This is a genomic window from uncultured Streptococcus sp. (genome assembly GCF_963511325.1).
Classification (GTDB): Bacteria; Bacillota; Bacilli; order Lactobacillales; family Streptococcaceae; genus Streptococcus.
This window is the reverse complement of record NZ_CAUPII010000012.1, coordinates 1-17898: the sequence shown is the minus strand read 5'-3', so window position 1 is coordinate 17898 and position 17898 is coordinate 1. Positions and strand designations below refer to the sequence as shown.

Below are 17898 nucleotides of genomic sequence, written 5' to 3'. Positions count from 1 at the left end.
AGGCAGACGCCTAGAGATTTTATAGGAGAAGATATGTCAAAAGATATTCGTGTGCGTTATGCACCAAGTCCAACAGGACTATTACACATCGGAAATGCCCGTACAGCATTGTTTAACTACTTGTATGCACGCCACCATGGTGGAACTTTTATCATCCGTATCGAAGATACTGACCGTAAGCGCCACGTCGAAGATGGAGAACGTTCACAGCTTGAAAACCTTCGTTGGTTAGGCATGGATTGGGATGAAAGTCCAGAAACTCATGAAAACTACCGCCAGTCTGAGCGTTTGGAACTTTATCAAAAATATATTGACCAACTCTTGGCTGAAGGAAAAGCCTACAAATCTTACGTTACAGAAGAAGAGTTAGCAGCAGAACGTGAACGCCAAGAAGCCGCTGGTGAAACACCTCGTTACATTAACGAATACCTTGGTATGAGCCAAGAAGAAAAAGCAGCTTATGTGGCTGAACGTGAAGCGACAGGTATCATCCCGACTGTTCGTTTGGCAGTTAATGAGTCTGGTATCTATAAGTGGCATGATATGGTCAAAGGTGATATCGAATTTGAAGGTGGCAATATCGGTGGGGACTGGGTTATCCAAAAGAAAGATGGCTACCCAACTTACAACTTTGCCGTTGTGATCGATGACCACGATATGCAAATTTCTCATGTTATTCGTGGAGATGACCACATTGCTAATACACCAAAACAACTTATGGTTTATGAGGCACTTGGTTGGGAAGCTCCAGAGTTCGGTCATATGACCTTGATCATCAACTCTGAAACTGGTAAGAAGTTGTCTAAACGTGACACCAACACCCTTCAGTTCATCGAAGATTATCGTAAGAAAGGCTACCTGCCAGAAGCAGTCTTTAACTTTATCGCTCTTCTTGGCTGGAACCCTGGTGGAGAAGACGAGATCTTCTCTCGTGAAGAACTCATCAAGCTCTTTGATGAAAACCGTCTTAGCAAGTCTCCAGCAGCCTTCGACCAGAAGAAACTTGATTGGATGAGCAATGATTATATCAAGAATGCGGACCTTGAGACTATTTTTGAAATGGCAAAACCATTCCTTGAAGAAGCAGGACGTTTGACAGACAAGGCTAAAAAATTGGTGGAACTCTACAAACCACAAATGAAGTCAGTGGACGAAATCGTTCCATTGACAGACCTTTTCTTCTCAGACTTCCCAGAATTGACAGAAGCTGAGCGAGAAGTTATGGCTGGTGAAACTGTTCCGACTGTACTTGAGGCCTTTAAGGCAAAACTTGAAGCTATGTCAGACGATGAGTTTGTGGTAGAAAATATCTTCCCACAAATCAAAGCGGTCCAAAAGGAAACAGGTATCAAAGGGAAGAATCTCTTCATGCCAATCCGTATCGCTGTTTCAGGTGAGATGCATGGGCCAGAACTACCAGAAACCATCTACTTGCTTGGACGTGAAAAATCAATCCAACACATTGAAAAAATGTTGGCAGAGATTGCAAAATAAGCTAAGTTTCGACTACTTTTAATTATAGTAATTGTAGGACTTAGTTAAGAGAGAATCAGATGGTTCTCTCTTTTTTGTTGCCAAAGTAGAATCATATTCAATTAAATGTTTAGGTGGCACTTTAAAAAAGAGTTCCTTTTATATGTACTTATTTGAAAATGCAAAAGTTTTAGTGTATAATATTAAGTGACAGGGCAGGGGAAAGAAGTCAGTGATATGGTAAAATTCTTTACAAACAGACTCGAATTAGCCCAGACATCGTCTATGTTGTTTGTTGAGTCGACTTATTTTTTCTTTGCGTTTTGCTGATCACAGGAAGAAATTCGTGCGTTCATGCAACTATCATCCATAACGATGCCTTCGTTTTCGATTCGTAGTTGATATGCAATTGTCTAGCTACTCTTTCTTTTCCCTAGAATAGAAAGAAATCGACCTTGCTCTGTTTACCTTGCGTTAAGCAAGGTTTTTTTGTGGAATGCTATCGCGAAATTTACGATTTTTCTATCAAGTGGTATAATATTAAGTATCCTGATGAATTGAGGAACTCAAATGAAAGAATTTAACAAATCAATCAAATTAGAGCATGTGGCTTACGACATCCGTGGACCAGTCCTTGAGGAAGCCATGCGTATGCGAGCAAATGGAGAAAAAATTCTCCGTTTGAATACAGGAAACCCAGCTGAGTTTGGCTTTACAGCACCAGATGAGGTCATCCATGATTTGATTATGAATGCGCGTGATAGTGAAGGTTATTCGGACTCAAAAGGGATTTTTTCAGCCCGCAAAGCAATCATGCAGTACTGCCAGCTCAAGAAATTCCCCAATGTTGGTATTGACGATATTTACCTTGGAAATGGGGTCAGTGAGCTGATTGTTATGTCCATGCAAGGTCTCTTGGACAATGGCGATGAGGTCTTGGTTCCTATGCCTGACTATCCGCTTTGGACTGCTGCAGTTAGCTTGGCTGGGGGAAATGCCGTTCACTACGTCTGTGATGAAGAAGCTGAATGGTATCCTGACTTAGATGATATCAAGTCTAAGATTAGTTCAAATACTAAGGCTATCGTTTTGATCAATCCCAATAACCCAACTGGAGCCCTCTATCCTAAGGAACTCTTGCTAGATATTATTGAGATTGCTCGTCAAAATGACTTGATCATCTTTGCGGATGAAATCTACGATCGTATGGTTATGGATGGGAATGTTCATACACCGGTAGCTAGTCTAGCACCAGATCTTTTCTGTGTCAGCATGAATGGTTTGTCTAAATCTCACCGTATCGCAGGATTCCGTGTAGGTTGGATGGTCTTGTCTGGACCTAAACATCATGTAAAAGGCTATATTGAAGGTCTCAACATGCTTTCAAACATGCGCCTCTGTTCTAACGTCCTTGCCCAGCAGGTGGTTCAGACTTCACTAGGTGGACACCAGTCGGTGGATGAACTTCTTCTTCCTGGCGGTCGCATTTATGAACAAAGAAACTTCATTTATAATGCCATTCAGGAAATCCCAGGATTGTCAGCGGTTAAACCTAAAGCGGGTCTTTATATCTTCCCTAAAATTGACCGCAATATGTATCGTATTGACGATGATGAACAATTTGTCCTTAATTTCTTGAAGCAAGAAAAGGTGCTTTTAGTTCATGGACGAGGATTTAACTGGAAAGAGCCAGATCACTTCCGTATCGTTTATCTGCCACGTGTAGATGAGTTAGCCCAAATCCAAGAAAAGATGACCCGTTTCTTGAAGCAGTATCGTAGATAAGAACGATCTAGGTTTCGAGTACAATCAGTAAATTTTATCTCAGAGAAATCAAATGTTTTGATGATTTTAACATTGTTTCTCTGAGTTTTTTCATGTTATTAAAAAATGTATTGATTATCTGCAATATCCTGAGAAGTTTGAATTTGTTGATTTAGATAATGAAGTATCTGCGATTGAACTTCTTTAATGTTGTGCATATAAATAAAAATGAAGCAAGAGTGTAAAATTGAATGGGATAGGGTAGACGAATAAAATGTTAACTACGAAAAAGATTATTGCAGAATTTGATAAAAGTTCTAATGATATTAAATTCCTTGAATTTAACAAAAAACTAACGGATAGTATAGAAAGACCACAAGAACTGAAGTTTATCTTAGAACATTTTTCTTATGTAACTGTGAATGGTTATTTAAAAATCTTGGGGAATGATTCAGAGAATGGATTCAGCTACTGTAATGAATTGTTTTCAAAATGTTATAACTCGAGTCGTTGTTTGATAGCTTATGATATCTTGGGTGGTCTATTTGCAATAAATATTGAAAAATTTAATGCAATAGAATATTTCGCTCCCGATACATTAGAATGGGAGGATTTGGAGATAGATTATAAGGACTTTTTATTTTGGGTGACGACAAATCAGTTAGACACATTTTATCAAGAACTGATAGTACCAGATTTGTTCACATTAGATTTATCGCTTGAATCAAATGAAGTTGTTTTGACCTATCCTTTTATTTGGTCAATGGAGTACACTCCATCAGGTGCAGCTAGAAAAATAGTCCCTTTTAAAGAATTGTTAGAAATGAATGCTGATTTTTATAGACAGTTAAGGATGTGATAAATAAAGGGTACAATGCATGAAAAATATATTTGAAATTGGTACATACAGTAAAATAGTATTAAATGGAAAATAATCATAAATGTAAACTGCTATTATTAAAGACTTCCGTAGCAAAAAGCTTTTTTGTATAAATGTGTATTACGAATGTGTGACTGATAGACAAACATTTAAATATATGATAAACAAAAATAGAAAAAAATTAAAAGGAGAATCCTTATGTCAGTAATTTCATCAGTGGGCCTCACATATTGCTTGATAAAAGAAAAGCATATTATTAGATGTTTAAAAAACTTGATTTAACGCGATTCTTGAATTTTAAAATTTCGATGTATTGCAATAAAAATTAACCGAAAAACTACATTCTTTGTGAAATAAATTGGATGTTCGGATATATAGAGAAACGCTCTAGACACATTGTCTAGAGCGTTTTTATCTTGTTTTGAAATTACATATCAATTTTATCAACTTGTCATTTATTTGATCAATGTACATTTGGCAGAAAAAAAGAATACAGGACAAATAACTTCCTGTATTCTTAAAATGACTTAGAACAGATATGTTAATGATACGACTAACATGATTATAGTGCAAATTATTTTTACGATTTTTGCATGTTGTTTGAACAATTTATCAGAGAAAAGACTCAAAATAAGAGCAATCCAAAACACGGTAGTTCTTAAAATAAAAATAGTCATGGTCCATACTCCTTTCGTTATTTTACCAAGCCAATAATTAAGTTGAATAGCAATGAACTAATCTTCAAATATGTCCATCTGTCCTGGGGGAAAAGTTTGCTTTTTGATCATCAATCGGTATTTCTATATTTATTATAGTACAAATACCTTTATTAAACAACTATATATACTTATTTATTTGTACACCTTTGACAAGGACAGATGCTTACTTCGGACTTGCTACCTTTTCTCTCCTCTTCTTTTTTGAGAGCGCTTGAAATATGTTATAATAGTTCTAGATTATTTTTTTGGAGGCAAACCGTGGGAAATTTTATTGAGCTAGTCTTTCATCGTTTCTTTTTGGGGATGATAGCTACAGCTTATTTTTGGTTATTGACATTAGCGGGAGGTGTGGTTTTTGGTATAGCGCCAGCTAGTGCGACTATCATGAGTTTATTTGCGGAACACGGCTATTCTTACCGTGCCTATGGTTTTAAAGAGGCTTGGACTCTCTACAAAAGCAATTTTATCAAAAGCAATCTGAGCTTTTATACCTTTTTGGGACTTGACTTGATCTTGATTTATGGTTTGTATCTCATGATCCAATTGCCGCATCAGACCATTATCCATTTGGCAGCAACATTTTTAAATATCTTTTTGGTAGCCTTGGTATTTTTGGCTTATACAGTTTCTCTAAAATTGCAAGTTTATTTTGACTTATCCTATCAAAATACCTTAAAGCTTGCCTTTATCGGAATTTTTATGAGCTTGTCAGCAGTGGCTAAAGTTCTTCTTGGTAGCGTCTTGTTAGCCATTATTGGGTTCTATATGCCAGCCCTTATCATTTTTGTAGGGATTGGTATGTGGCATTTCTTTATTAGTGATTTATTGGAGCCTGTTTATGAAAACATTCATGAAAAATTGGCGTCCAAATAGAATGAAACAGTTTTGGCTTCATTCACTCCTTCGAACCTATAGCTGGGTGATGATTGTTATCATTGCCAGTTTTGCCCTTTTGATTTCCTATGTAAACTGGGATAATCGCGAAAAAGAAGCGGAGCATGTTTCCCAGCGGGTTTTAACACGGACAGTGAGTGAGGTTGAATATTATTATCGTGAGTCAGCTCGTTTAGCTCAAGATTTAGTAGAAAATCAGGCACGCATCGAAGGGATTTATAAGTACTTTAGCCTCAGCACCCCCGATTATTTTTATTGGCAACTAGAGCGTAAGGCGTCACCTTATATTTCGGTATCCATCTATGAAAATATCGATGATCTCTATGTGCGCAATGATTTTGTAACAGGCGTAGCCATCGTTTTACAGGATTCGACAGAAGTTTATGTCTCCAAAAGAGACAATCGAAGTGGCTATAAAGTACCTGCTGATGGTTTCAAGCCAGAAGCTAATAGTTTTGCCATCCCAGTATCGGACCCAGTATCAGACCTACCTTTAGGTGTGATCTACATTTCTGTGACTTCTGATGTTTTTTATAAGGCTATTGACAATACCAGAGGAACCATTCCCATTGCTGTGACCATTACTTCCCCTTTTGAAACGGATATGTTTCATCTGGGTGAAAAAAGTGATCGTGAAAATTGGTTGCTTGCTGTAACATCGCATGGCTATCAGGTTCAAGTTGCTGTTCCTAGAGATTATGTACTTAGTGGCAGTATGGCTAGTTCAGGCATCATCCTTGCCCTGAGTGCCCTCTTTATCGTCATTTTATATGCGACTTTGAAGAAGACATTCTCCAAGTATCAAGCACAAGTTGTTGACCTAGTGGAGACAATCCATGATATTGCGCAGGGGGAACAGGGCAAAAGAATTGATCTTAAGAAGAAAGATCAGGAATTACTTTTAATTGCGGAAACGACAAATGATATGTTGGATCGACTAGAAAAAAACATTCACGATATTTACCAGCTGGAGCTTAGTCAAAAAGATGCCAATATGCGAGCATTACAAGCTCAGATTAACCCGCATTTTATGTACAATACCCTCGAATTTTTACGAATGTACGCAGTCATGGCAGATCAGAACGAATTGGCAGATATTATCTACGAATTCAGTAGTCTCTTGCGCAACAACATCTCTGATGAACGAGAAACGACGCTCAAGCAAGAAGTAGAGTTTTGTCGCAAATATAGCTATCTCTGTATGGTTCGCTATCCCAAGTCAATCGCCTATGGCTTTAAAATTGATCCCAAGCTAAAAGAAATGCGGATTCCAAAATTCACCCTCCAGCCCTTGGTGGAGAATTATTTTGCCCATGGAGTTGATCACAGAAGAACGGATAATGTTATCAGTATCAAGGCTTTGAAACAAGAGGGCTATGTCGAAATTTTAGTGGTGGATAATGGTCGCGGGATGTCTGCTGAAAAATTAGCAGAAATTCAAACTAAATTAGCCCAAAGAACGTTTGAACACACAGTGGATTATAGTGGAAAACGACAGTCCATCGGGATCGTCAATGTTCATGAACGTTTTGTTCTCTATTTTGGGGACCGCTATAACATTAGTGTAGAATCAATGGAACATCAAGGTGTTCGTTATCGAATTACTATTCAGGATGAGGAGAAAGGATAAAGATGTATAAAGTACTATTAGTGGACGACGAGTACATGATTACCGAAGGTCTCAAGCGTTTGATTCCTTTTGATAAATGGGATATGGAAGTCGTCGCTACAGCCAATCATGCTGACGACGCTCTTGACTATGTCCGAGAACATCCTGTGGATATTGTGATATCTGACGTCAACATGCCTGACAAAACAGGACTTGAAATGATTCAGGAAATGAAGGACTTGTTGCCAGATGCTTATTATATCCTACTATCGGGCTATCAAGAATTTGACTACGTCAAAAAAGCTATGAATCTCAGCGTGGTTGATTATCTGGTTAAACCAGTCGATAAGGTCGAGCTGGGACATTTACTTGAAAAAATCGTCACTCAACTTCGTGAGAAGGTTCAAGAGCCAGAAATCTTGAGCCAGCAATTAGATGAAGAAGCATTCAAGACTCATCTCACACAAAAAGAAAACTGGTGGATCGGGCTTTCAAAAGAAAAACAAGGGGATTTTGTCATTCCCTACTATGTTCTAGGTCAGGACTGGCAAATAGTCCTTGCAGATCAGGAATTTGAGGGTTTGCTAGTCATGCCTTTTGAAGCTCCTTATCAAATCAACTTTGAAAAGTGGAAGCGTGATGTTGAAAAGACTCTCTTTTATGGTTCGGTCAATTTAGATCAGTCTGAAAGTCTCTTTTCTTACTACGAACCTATCTATCGAGTGATTATTCAAGGAAATCTCCAGCAAATTATTGATGAATTGACCTTGCTTGAGAAGATTGTCCTTGAAAACACACCGAGAGTATCTATCACAAAGCAGCTCTTTACCCAGTTTGTCATGGATGTCTTCCATCTTTTTGAACATTTGAAAGCAGACGATATGACAGATATTGTCAAGAACATTCATGCTATAACAACTTTTGAGGATTTAGTCGCTTATACCAAGGAAACCTTGACATCCTTCTTCGGCCAATATCGAATGAATGAAAATGTGGTCAGTGTACTTGAAGTTATTGGTAGAGATTACCAAAAAGAGCTTTCTCTTAAGGATATCAGTAAGGATCTCTTTATCAATCCCGTTTATTTGGGGCAGTTGATCAAGAAGGAAACCAATTCCACCTTTGCAGAGCTTCTCAATAAGCAACGTATCAAGGCCGCTCAGCAGCTCTTGCTATCTACAAATGATAGTATCGAGGATATCTGCTATACGGTTGGATACAGTAATGTTGGTTATTTCTATAAGGTTTTTCGAAAACTGTGTGGGAAGTCTCCTAAAGCCTACCGTAAACAGGTGGAAGCCAACTTGTAATAGTTGTTTTCCATTGTAAAATATGCTATAATAAACTAAAAAACATAAGGAGGTTGCTTTGATGAAAAAGAAACCAATCTATCTATGGGTATTACTGATTTTTTCAGCCTTACTCTCAGCAATATCGCTATTTGGGCTCATCTCTCCAGTACCTACTGCAGAAAGTATGGGTAATATTGAGTCGTCAGGTGTAGATGCTACTTATGCTAAGGAGCTCGTTGATTACACTATTAAGGTATCGGAGCATGGTCATTCAATTTTCAACATGATTTTAGTTGTCTTATCAGCTATTTTAGTTGTTGTTGCTTTGGTCTTCCTCGTTCGTAAAAACATCCAGTTGGCCAATTATACCTATATCGGCTATGTCTTTCTAGCTATCCTTGGTTCTATCTACAACTTTGTAGGAGTCCAAGATGCACTTTCACTTTTTACAGACCCTAACGTCCGTATGGGAGCTGAACTAGGTGCTAAAGGTTATGCGATTTTTGGGATTGTACTCAATGTTATCTTCCTAGCAATCGTCTTCTATAAGATGTGGCGTCAGCAGAAAGAATTAACAGAAACTCAAGAAGAGGAAGAACTTGCCTAAGAGTTGACAAAGCATAACTATCAAGATACAATCTTGGTAGTTATTTTTTATGATTCAAAAAAAGGAGGAGAAAATGAAAAAAATTTCCTTAGTCTATATCAGTCTGAGCGGAAATACGGAGAGTTTCGTAACACGATTGAAGGCTTACCTATTAGAACAGTATGAGAACATTGAAGTAGAAAAAATTCATATTAAAGATTTGGTCAAGGAGGGGGAAGACTTTTTTGAAATGACCAACCCATATGTGGCTTTCCTACCGACTTATCTAGAAGGTGGCAATGGTGTTGACAATGGAGATGTGGAGATTTTGACTACTCCAGTAGGTGATTTTATCGCCTATGGAGACAATGCCAGTAAGTGTTTTGGTGTCGTAGGATCAGGCAATCGTAACTTTAACAACCAATACTGTTTGACGGCTAAACAATACAGCCAACGCTTTGGTTTCCCTGTATTGGCTGACTTTGAGATGCGTGGAATGCTGGGAGATATCAAAAAAATTGCAGGGATTATTGCAGAACTCTATGAATTAGAAGCTTTGTAAGAGGCCAGATTTTCTAAGGAAGAAATTTATTCTATGGATAAAGGATTTACTTCAAAAGGGAACAATCGAAATGAGTAAACTACAGAGATCATTTTTAAAGTATATAAAACGCAAACCAAGCTTCAAGGATATTATGCTATGCAGTGCCTTGCTACTCTTAGAGTTCGCTCTGTTGCAGTTCTCCAAGAAATTTCTTGATGAAAGTTTGTCAGCATACGGAACCATGGCATCACTAGGGATTGTTATACTGGTGGGAATCGTAGTTCTCAGGAAAAAATAGAAAAGGACTCGAGAAATATCATCTCGAGTCTTTTTGTTAGTTGCGAATTTCGTCAACGATTTCTTTTGAAATGGGGATCCCTAAACGGTAGCCTTTATTCACGTAATCAATGACATCGTTGATATTTTCTATCGTTTGGATCTTTTCTTTGATAGTTGCACGAAAATCTTGATCTTTCAATAGTTGGTCCTGAAGCAGTCTTTGAAGTTTCTCTTTCTCATATTTGTTGACAAGAAAGAGAAAAAGAAGACTAATAACAACTAAGATATAAGCGTATTGGCTCATAAAAATTCTCCCTAAGTGATAAAGAAATGAATAGCAAGAGAAAAGCGAAGAGTCTCCGCTTTTCAAGTCATTCTAGTGAAGTAGTTAGCTAGTCCGCTTAAAATCGGCTAGCGTATAACAATTAGGAACTTTAGTTCCTATGACTTTAAGATTATGACGTCTTTCGGTAGAACTTGATAATATTTCTATCGAAAGACTAGTGAAGCGCCTAGCCAAATCCCTTATAGGATTTGGCGTTAGTTATTTAGACTGCATTACAATAAAGTGATTAAAAGCCTACGACATGAGCCTAACCAAATCGATATTATTTGGTTAGGTGAATTAGTGAAGCGTTTAGGCAATTCGCCATATAGCGATTGCCGTCAAGAGACTAGGAACTTTAGTTCCAGTCTCTTGTAACGAATCACATCTTCTCTGGTGCCTCTACACCCAGCAGACGAAGTGCTTCTTTGAGGACAACTGCTGTTGCATAGCTAAGAGCTAGGCGACTGTCGCGTTCTGGACTTTCATCCAAAATACGAGTGTGAGCGTAGTATTTATTGAAGGCTTGAGCCAAGTTGATTGCAAATTTAGCAATGATAGAAGGTTCAAAGTTATCTGCCGCACGGTTGATAATACGTGGGAAATCTTGGATGAGTTTAATGATTTCCCAGCTTTCAGGATCATTCAAGCTATAGTTGGCAGCTGTTTCTGGTTTGAAATCTGCTTTGCGTAAGATAGATTGGATACGAGCGTAAGCATATTGAACGTAAGGTCCAGTTTCCCCCTCGAAGGATACCATAGCCTCTAGGTCGAAATCGTATCCATTTGTACGGTCGGTCTTGAGGTCATAGAATTTAATGGCTCCAACCCCAACAGCATGCGCTACCTGGTCTTTATTTTCCAGTTCAGGATTTTTAGCCTCGATTTGGGCCTTGGCACGGCTAACTGCCTCTGCAACAGTAGGCTCTAGTAAGATGACATTCCCTTTACGAGTAGAGAGTTTCTTCCCTTCTTTTGTAACCAAACCAAAAGGAACATGAGTAATGTCTTCACTCCAGTCGTAGCCCATTTCTTTCAAGACAGCTTTGAGCTGTTTAAAGTGGGCAGATTGCTCTTGACCAACGACATAGATAGATTTGGCAAATTGGTATTCGTTTTTACGGTAAAGGGCTGCAGCCAAGTCACGTGTAATATAGAGAGTTGCACCATCAGATTTCTTGATAAGGGCTGGATGTTCAATTCCGTATTTCTCAAGATTGACAACTTGGGCCCCTTCTGACTCAACAAGAAGTCCTTTTTCAGAAAGAATGTCTACAACTGCATCCATTTTATCATTGTAGAAGGCTTCCCCGTTGTAGCTGTCAAATTCGACTTGCAATTCATTGTAAAGGCGGTTAAATTCCACCAAACTTTCATCACGGAACCATTGCCAAAGTGCGAGAGCTTCCTCGTCTCCATTTTCCAGTTTACGGAACCATTCGCGTGCTTCTTCATCCAAACTTGGGTCATTTTCAGCTTCAGCATTGATACGAACGTAGAGTTTAAGAAGTTCATCAATTGGATGAGCTTTTACAGCCTCTTCGTCGCCCCATTTTTTGTAGGCAACAATCAGCATTCCAAACTGTTTACCCCAATCTCCCAAATGGTTGACCTTGACTGTTTGATAACCGATTTTTTGGAAAATATGTGACAAGCTATCTCCGATAACAGTTGAGCGTAGGTGGCCAATAGAAAATGGTTTAGCGATATTGGGACTAGACATGTCGATAACAACATTTTCTTGTTTGCCAATAGTTTGGTCAGCATAGTGTTCTTTTTCAGTGATAACAGCTTGCAATACTTGAGCAGAAATGGCAGATTTATCAAGGAAAAAGTTGACGTAAGGTCCTGTTGCAACAACCTTTTCAAAGGCTTGGCTGTTAATTTTTTCAGCCAGTTCAGCCGCAATCATTTGAGGTGCTTTACGTTCGACTTTTGCAAGTGAAAAAGCAGGGAAAGCAATGTCTCCCATTTCTGAGTTTTTAGGGGTTTCCAGTAAATTTAAAATAGCCTCTTGATCCAGACTGTCAATGACGCTAGCCAATTCGCTAGCGATCAATTGTTTTGTATTCATTATAAACTCCTTTGGACTTTTCTTCTATTTTATCACAATTTTGAGGAATGATAAGAATTTTTTTTGAAATATTCAGTTTTTTTGGTATAATGTTCTTATTAAATAGTTGTAAAATGTTATAAATATTCACTAGAGAGGATGTTATGAGAAAAAGAGAACGTCATCAGTTGATCAAGCAGATGATCACTGAGGAAAAATTAGGGACTCAAAAAGAGATCCAGGATCGGTTGGAAGCACGCAATGTTTTTGTGACGCAAACGACCTTGTCGCGTGACCTTCGCGAACTGGGCTTGACCAAGGTTAAGAAAAATGATAAGGTCTACTATGTACTAGCAAATGAGACAGAGAAGATTGACCTGGTTGAGTTTTTGTCCCATCATTTGGAAGGTGTAGCAAGAGCTGAGTTTACCTTAGTTTTGCACACTAAATTGGGTGAAGCCGCAGTTTTAGCCAATGTTGTCGATGCCAACAAGGATGAATGGATTTTAGGAACAGTTGCGGGTGCCAATACTCTCTTGGTAATCTGCCGAGATCAGCATGTTGCTAAACTCATGGAAGATCGTTTGTTAGATTTGATGAAGGATAGATAAGGTCTTGGGAGTCTCTCTCAAGACTATTTTTAACAAGGAGAGAATGGATGACGACAGAAAAATTATCACCTGGCATGCAACAGTATGTGGATATTAAAAAACAATATCCAGATGCTTTTTTGCTCTTTCGTATGGGTGATTTTTATGAGTTATTTTACGAAGATGCAGTCAATGCTGCCCAGATACTAGAAATTTCACTAACCAGTCGCAATAAGAATGCTGAAAATCCTATTCCCATGGCTGGAGTTCCCTATCATTCAGCGCAACAGTATATCGATGTCCTAGTTGAGCGTGGCTACAAGGTTGCCATTGCTGAGCAGATGGAGGATCCTAAGCAGGCAGTAGGGGTTGTTAAGCGCGAGGTTGTGCAGGTGATTACCCCTGGTACAGTCGTCGATAGTAGTAAACCAGATAGTCAAAACAACTTTTTGGTGGCTATTGACCGTGACGGTCAGCAATTTGGCTTGGCATACATGGACTTAGTGACGGGTGATTTCTATGTGACAGGCTTATTGGATTTTACTCTGGTATGTGGTGAAATTCGGAACCTCAAGGCCAGAGAAGTCGTCATCGGCTATGCCTTAACTGAAGAGGAAGAACAGATTCTCAGCCGTCAAATGAATTTGGTACTTTCTTATGAGCAAGAATCATTTGAAGACATCCATCTGCTGGATCCACGATTGGCACCTGTTGAACAGACTGCCAGCAGTAAGCTTCTCCAGTATGTCCATCGGACTCAGATGAGAGAACTCAACCACTTGAAGCCAGTTGTTCGCTATGAAATAAAGGATTTCTTGCAGATGGATTATGCGACCAAGGCTAGTTTAGATCTAGTAGAAAATGCTCGTTCTGGCAAGAAACAAGGGAGTCTTTTCTGGTTGTTAGATGAAACTAAGACTGCCATGGGAATGCGTCTTTTGCGCTCTTGGATTCACCGTCCCTTGATTGACAAGGATCGTATCCTTGAACGTCAGGAGGTTGTGCAAGTCTTTCTGGACTATTTCTTTGAGCGTAGCGATCTAACGGAAAGCCTCAAGGGAGTCTACGATATCGAGCGTCTGGCCAGTCGCGTTTCTTTCGGGAAAAGCAATCCTAAAGACCTCTTGCAATTAGCGACTACCTTGGTCAGTGTTCCAAGGATTCGCGCAATTTTAGAAGGAATGGAGCAACCAGCTCTAGCTTATCTGATTGAACAACTGGATGCTATCCCTGAGTTGGAAAGTCTTATTAGCGCAGCCATTGCTCCTGAGGCTCCTCATGTGATTACCGAAGGTGGTATTATTCGGACGGGCTTTGATGAGACCTTGGACAAGTATCGTCGGGTACTGAGAGAAGGAACCAGCTGGATTGCTGAAATTGAAGCCAAGGAAAGAGAAAACTCTGGCATCAGTACGCTCAAGATTGACTACAATAAAAAAGACGGTTACTATTTCCATGTCACCAACTCGCAGCTAGGTAATGTACCAGCCCACTTTTTCCGTAAGGCTACGTTGAAAAACTCTGAGCGTTTTGGAACAGAGGAGTTGGCGCGTATCGAGGGAGAAATGCTAGAGGCGCGTGAGAAGTCAGCCAGCCTTGAATATGAAATCTTTATGCGTATCCGTGAAGAAGTTGGTAAGTATATCCAACGTCTACAAGCCCTGGCCCAAGGAATCGCTACTGTCGATGTCTTACAAGGACTAGCGGTAGTAGCAGAAAATCAGCACTTGATCCGTCCAGAGTTTGGTCAGGATTCGCGAATTGACATTCAAAAAGGTCGTCACGCTGTCGTTGAGAAGGTCATGGGAGCCCAAACCTATATTCCCAATAGTATCCAAATGGGTGAAGATACTAGCATCCAGCTGATTACAGGACCTAATATGAGTGGGAAGTCAACCTATATGCGTCAGCTAGCTATGACAGCTGTCATGGCCCAGATAGGGTCTTATGTTCCGGCAGAACGCGCCCGCTTGCCAATCTTTGATGCTATTTTTACCCGTATCGGGGCGGCAGATGACTTGGTTTCAGGACAATCTACCTTTATGGTAGAGATGATGGAAGCTAATAATGCCATTTCTCATGCTACCAAGGACTCTCTCATTCTCTTTGATGAGCTAGGCCGTGGAACCGCAACTTATGATGGGATGGCTTTAGCCCAGTCTATCATCGAGTATATCCATGAGCATATTGGAGCCAAGACTCTCTTTGCGACGCACTACCATGAATTAACCAGTCTGGAAGCTAGTTTGAAACATCTGGTAAACGTTCACGTGGCTACGCTTGAGCAGAATGGCCAGGTCACTTTCCTTCATAAGATAGAACCAGGACCAGCAGACAAATCATACGGTATTCACGTTGCTAAGATTGCAGGTTTGCCAGCAGACTTACTAGCAAGGGCAGATGCGATTTTAACTCAACTAGAAAGCCAAGGTCAGGAAAGTCCAATTCCTACCAAACAAAATACTGTCAATGAGCAGATGTCTCTCTTTGATGAAAAAGAGGAAAATCCAATCCTGACAGAATTGGCGAATCTAGATGTTTACAATATAACACCTATGCAAGCTCTGAATCTCTTGTTAGAGCTGAAGCAAAAATTATAAGTCAAAACCCACTCAGTCCTGTGAGTGGGTTTCTTGTATATTAGTGTTTTTGAGCCAATAGTTGATTGATGTGTGCAACCTTTTTGGATTCTCTCTTGTAGAGAATAACCCAGATGATGAGGTAGACGATTGCAAACTCTGGGATGAGCTGAAGGATGAAAGTCCAGTGAAGCGGGAACCAGCCTGCTAGGATTGCTAGAGGGACAAAACCAAGCAACATAAGGAAGAAGTGAGTGACAGTAGCTCGAAGGAGACTCCAGTCTTGAGCAAAGAGACGACCGCCAAAACTAAAGAGGACTCCAATCGCTGCCCAGATAAGCAGACAGTAAAGTAAGACGAGTGATCCATGCACCTGATGTTGGGTCATGAATTGACCGATCAAAGAGTTGGGGCTTAGAGGTGCGTAGTTACTTGGTGAGTGGATAAACGAAAAGATAATAGATAGGATGAGGCCGATGAGGATACCAGTTGTGGCATCGTGAAATACTTGTTTTTTCATAGTTCTAATTTCTCCTTAATAGCTTTGAGGTAACGGCGAGATGAGTAGGTGAAACTGTCATTTTTTAGATAGATTTCAATCAAGCCGTTAGAGGTTAGTTTTAGATGACTAATAGCATCAATGTTGACAATTTCCGATTGGGAAATTTGGATAAAGGAAGCAGGTAGAATTTCACTTGCTTGGTAAAGACGGATGTCGAGAGCGTAGGTTCGACTATCAGTTTCAGCCAAAACTTTACGATTTTCAATGTAAATTCGCTGGATCTTGCTAATCTGAATCAAGTAGACCTGGTCTTGAAATTTTCCTTTGATGGTCTCCTTTTGATCCAGAGATTGGACAAAGTCCTGAACTTTTTGAACTCGAGTGGACAAGGTTGGCGCTTCGATTATGATTTGTTCTTCAGTATGTTGTGCATCAATGTTAAGTCTGACTTTCATAATTTCTCCTTTATAAAGTTGTAATAGAGATCTCTTGATTACAAATCTATTAAACACCATTTTGTCAACAAATACAAGAAGGTTTGTCTATGTGGTCGGTTGAAGAGCCTATCTGGTAGGTGACCGTTTTCATAGAATTTTTAGAGTAAAGAAGTCAAAAAATAAGAAGAAATATATTGACAAAAATAGAAAAAACGTGGTACAATAATAGACGGTACTTTTTACTTTTGGTCTCTCAAGAGTGTACAGGGACGTGCTGACAAATGTTGCAAAAGTACACACAGATGATAGCTGTCACCAAGTGTATCATCACCAAAAATAAAAAAAACACAGGAGAATGTAGATGCCTACAATTAACCAATTGGTTCGCAAACCGCGTAAATCAAAAGTAGAAAAATCTAAATCACCAGCTTTGAACGTTGGTTACAACAGTCATAAAAAAGTTCAAACAAACGTTTCTTCACCACAAAAACGTGGTGTTGCAACTCGTGTTGGAACAATGACACCTAAAAAACCTAACTCTGCCCTTCGTAAATTTGCTCGTGTACGTTTGAGCAACCTTATCGAAGTTACTGCCTACATCCCAGGTATCGGACACAACTTGCAAGAGCACAGCGTGGTGCTTCTTCGCGGTGGACGTGTAAAAGACCTTCCAGGGGTACGTTACCATATCGTCCGTGGTGCACTTGATACTGCAGGTGTTAACGATCGTAAACAAGGCCGTTCTAAATACGGTACTAAACGTCCGAAAAAAGCATAAGGAAAGGGGATAAAGAGAAATGAGTCGTAAAAATAGAGCTCCAAAACGTGACGTATTGCCAGATCCGCTTTACAATTCACAATTAGTTACTCGTCTTATCAACCGCGTTATGCTTGACGGTAAACGTGGTACAGCTGCTTCAATCGTTTACGGTGCTTTTGAACAAATCAAAGAAGTTACTGGTAACGATGCACTTGAAGTATTTGAAACAGCTATGGAAAACATCATGCCTGTACTTGAAGTACGTGCACGTCGTGTTGGTGGTTCTAACTACCAAGTCCCAGTTGAAGTTCGTCCAGAACGTCGTACAACACTTGGACTTCGTTGGTTGGTAACAATCGCTCGCCTTCGTGGTGAACACACAATGCAAGACCGTCTTGCAAAAGAAATCTTGGATGCTGCTAACAACACTGGTGCAGCAGTTAAGAAACGTGAAGACACTCACCGTATGGCTGAAGCTAACCGTGCCTTCGCACACTTCCGTTGGTAAAATCATGATGCTGGGAACGGCAAGGATGCAAAGTGAAAATAGGAAACTAACGCAGTATTCGATGAATACAAGGAAGTTTATCTTTTTCACACAGCATCCCGTTC

16 protein-coding genes are annotated in these 17898 nt (G+C 39.6%); 12 read left to right on the top strand and 4 right to left on the bottom strand.

What is annotated here, in order from left to right; translation table 11 throughout:
- Positions 1 to 33 precede the first annotated feature (33 nt).
- The 8 genes from gltX to nrdI all read left to right on the top strand — a co-directional run bounded on the left by gltX (position 34) and on the right by nrdI (position 9779).
- A complete protein-coding gene (gene gltX / locus RQ973_RS04945) occupies positions 34 to 1494 on the top strand; it encodes a glutamate--tRNA ligase (protein WP_311522991.1) in 1461 nt (486 codons plus the stop codon).
- Between the two features lie 549 nt (positions 1495 to 2043).
- On the top strand, positions 2044 to 3258 hold the full coding sequence (locus RQ973_RS04940) for a pyridoxal phosphate-dependent aminotransferase (protein ID WP_311522990.1): 1215 nt from the start codon (positions 2044 to 2046) through the stop codon (positions 3256 to 3258).
- A gap of 253 nt (positions 3259 to 3511) precedes the next feature.
- Complete coding sequence (locus RQ973_RS04935) at positions 3512 to 4096, top strand: DUF2625 family protein (protein WP_311522988.1); 585 nt, start codon at positions 3512 to 3514, stop codon at positions 4094 to 4096.
- Positions 4097 to 5094: 998 nt separating this feature from the next.
- On the top strand, positions 5095 to 5709 hold the full coding sequence (locus tag RQ973_RS04930; RefSeq protein WP_311522986.1) for a DUF624 domain-containing protein: 615 nt from the start codon (positions 5095 to 5097) through the stop codon (positions 5707 to 5709).
- Positions 5687 to 7360 (top strand): sensor histidine kinase, encoded by a 1674-nt coding sequence (locus RQ973_RS04925; protein WP_311522984.1) that lies wholly within the window; start codon positions 5687 to 5689, stop codon positions 7358 to 7360. The genes RQ973_RS04930 and RQ973_RS04925 overlap by 23 nt, the downstream gene beginning before the upstream one ends.
- 2 nt (positions 7361 to 7362) lie before the next feature.
- On the top strand, positions 7363 to 8649 hold the full coding sequence (locus RQ973_RS04920; RefSeq protein WP_311522982.1) for a response regulator transcription factor: 1287 nt from the start codon (positions 7363 to 7365) through the stop codon (positions 8647 to 8649).
- Positions 8650 to 8710: 61 nt separating this feature from the next.
- Complete coding sequence (locus RQ973_RS04915; protein ID WP_311519708.1) at positions 8711 to 9238, top strand: ABC transporter permease; 528 nt, start codon at positions 8711 to 8713, stop codon at positions 9236 to 9238.
- 73 nt (positions 9239 to 9311) lie between these two features.
- Entirely contained in the window at positions 9312 to 9779 is a 468-nt protein-coding gene (gene nrdI / locus RQ973_RS04910) for a class Ib ribonucleoside-diphosphate reductase assembly flavoprotein NrdI (RefSeq protein ID WP_075231883.1), read from the top strand.
- A 316-nt stretch (positions 9780 to 10095) separates the two neighbouring features.
- On the opposite strand, the gene RQ973_RS04905 is transcribed toward nrdI, so the two are convergent.
- Both RQ973_RS04905 and argS read right to left on the bottom strand, forming a co-directional pair.
- A complete protein-coding gene (locus tag RQ973_RS04905) occupies positions 10096 to 10344 on the bottom strand; it encodes a hypothetical protein (RefSeq protein WP_006146258.1) in 249 nt (82 codons plus the stop codon).
- A 403-nt stretch (positions 10345 to 10747) separates the two neighbouring features.
- The gene (gene argS, locus RQ973_RS04900; RefSeq protein WP_311522980.1) at positions 10748 to 12439 is read right to left on the bottom strand and encodes an arginine--tRNA ligase; all 1692 of its coding nucleotides are present in this window, start codon (positions 12437 to 12439) and stop codon (positions 10748 to 10750) included.
- A 143-nt stretch (positions 12440 to 12582) separates the two neighbouring features.
- Between argS and argR the strand changes: the two genes are divergently transcribed.
- Together argR and mutS are read left to right on the top strand one after the other, a co-directional pair.
- The gene (argR, locus tag RQ973_RS04895; RefSeq protein ID WP_001231485.1) at positions 12583 to 13029 is read left to right on the top strand and encodes an arginine repressor; all 447 of its coding nucleotides are present in this window, start codon (positions 12583 to 12585) and stop codon (positions 13027 to 13029) included.
- A gap of 47 nt (positions 13030 to 13076) precedes the next feature.
- On the top strand, positions 13077 to 15608 hold the full coding sequence (gene mutS, locus RQ973_RS04890; RefSeq protein ID WP_311522979.1) for a DNA mismatch repair protein MutS: 2532 nt from the start codon (positions 13077 to 13079) through the stop codon (positions 15606 to 15608).
- A 40-nt stretch (positions 15609 to 15648) separates the two neighbouring features.
- Here the strand turns inward: mutS and RQ973_RS04885 are convergent, their stop codons facing one another.
- Both RQ973_RS04885 and RQ973_RS04880 read right to left on the bottom strand, forming a co-directional pair.
- Positions 15649 to 16107, bottom strand: coding sequence for a DUF3021 domain-containing protein (locus RQ973_RS04885; protein ID WP_248034808.1), 459 nt, complete (start codon positions 16105 to 16107; stop codon positions 15649 to 15651).
- Positions 16104 to 16544 (bottom strand): LytTR family DNA-binding domain-containing protein, encoded by a 441-nt coding sequence (locus RQ973_RS04880; RefSeq protein WP_248034809.1) that lies wholly within the window; start codon positions 16542 to 16544, stop codon positions 16104 to 16106. The genes RQ973_RS04885 and RQ973_RS04880 overlap by 4 nt, the downstream gene beginning before the upstream one ends.
- 343 nt (positions 16545 to 16887) lie before the next feature.
- Between RQ973_RS04880 and rpsL the strand changes: the two genes are divergently transcribed.
- The gene (gene rpsL / locus RQ973_RS04875; RefSeq protein ID WP_001142333.1) at positions 16888 to 17304 is read left to right on the top strand and encodes a 30S ribosomal protein S12; all 417 of its coding nucleotides are present in this window, start codon (positions 16888 to 16890) and stop codon (positions 17302 to 17304) included.
- A 19-nt stretch (positions 17305 to 17323) separates the two neighbouring features.
- Positions 17324 to 17794 (top strand): 30S ribosomal protein S7, encoded by a 471-nt coding sequence (gene rpsG / locus RQ973_RS04870; protein ID WP_000087876.1) that lies wholly within the window; start codon positions 17324 to 17326, stop codon positions 17792 to 17794.
- Positions 17795 to 17898: the final 104 nt, after the last annotated feature.

Coding starts and splice junctions, on each gene's coding strand:
- gltX (WP_311522991.1), top strand. CDS start 34: ATGTCAAAAGATATTCGTGTGCGTTATGCACCAAGTCCAACAGGACTA.
- RQ973_RS04940 (WP_311522990.1), top strand. CDS start 2,044: ATGAAAGAATTTAACAAATCAATCAAATTAGAGCATGTGGCTTACGAC.
- RQ973_RS04935 (WP_311522988.1), top strand. CDS start 3,512: ATGTTAACTACGAAAAAGATTATTGCAGAATTTGATAAAAGTTCTAAT.
- RQ973_RS04925 (WP_311522984.1), top strand. CDS start 5,687: ATGAAAAATTGGCGTCCAAATAGAATGAAACAGTTTTGGCTTCATTCA.
- RQ973_RS04920 (WP_311522982.1), top strand. CDS start 7,363: ATGTATAAAGTACTATTAGTGGACGACGAGTACATGATTACCGAAGGT.
- RQ973_RS04915 (WP_311519708.1), top strand. CDS start 8,711: ATGAAAAAGAAACCAATCTATCTATGGGTATTACTGATTTTTTCAGCC.
- nrdI (WP_075231883.1), top strand. CDS start 9,312: ATGAAAAAAATTTCCTTAGTCTATATCAGTCTGAGCGGAAATACGGAG.
- RQ973_RS04905 (WP_006146258.1), bottom strand. CDS start 10,344: ATGAGCCAATACGCTTATATCTTAGTTGTTATTAGTCTTCTTTTTCTC.
- argS (WP_311522980.1), bottom strand. CDS start 12,439: ATGAATACAAAACAATTGATCGCTAGCGAATTGGCTAGCGTCATTGAC.
- argR (WP_001231485.1), top strand. CDS start 12,583: ATGAGAAAAAGAGAACGTCATCAGTTGATCAAGCAGATGATCACTGAG.
- mutS (WP_311522979.1), top strand. CDS start 13,077: ATGACGACAGAAAAATTATCACCTGGCATGCAACAGTATGTGGATATT.
- RQ973_RS04885 (WP_248034808.1), bottom strand. CDS start 16,107: ATGAAAAAACAAGTATTTCACGATGCCACAACTGGTATCCTCATCGGC.
- RQ973_RS04880 (WP_248034809.1), bottom strand. CDS start 16,544: ATGAAAGTCAGACTTAACATTGATGCACAACATACTGAAGAACAAATC.
- rpsL (WP_001142333.1), top strand. CDS start 16,888: ATGCCTACAATTAACCAATTGGTTCGCAAACCGCGTAAATCAAAAGTA.
- rpsG (WP_000087876.1), top strand. CDS start 17,324: ATGAGTCGTAAAAATAGAGCTCCAAAACGTGACGTATTGCCAGATCCG.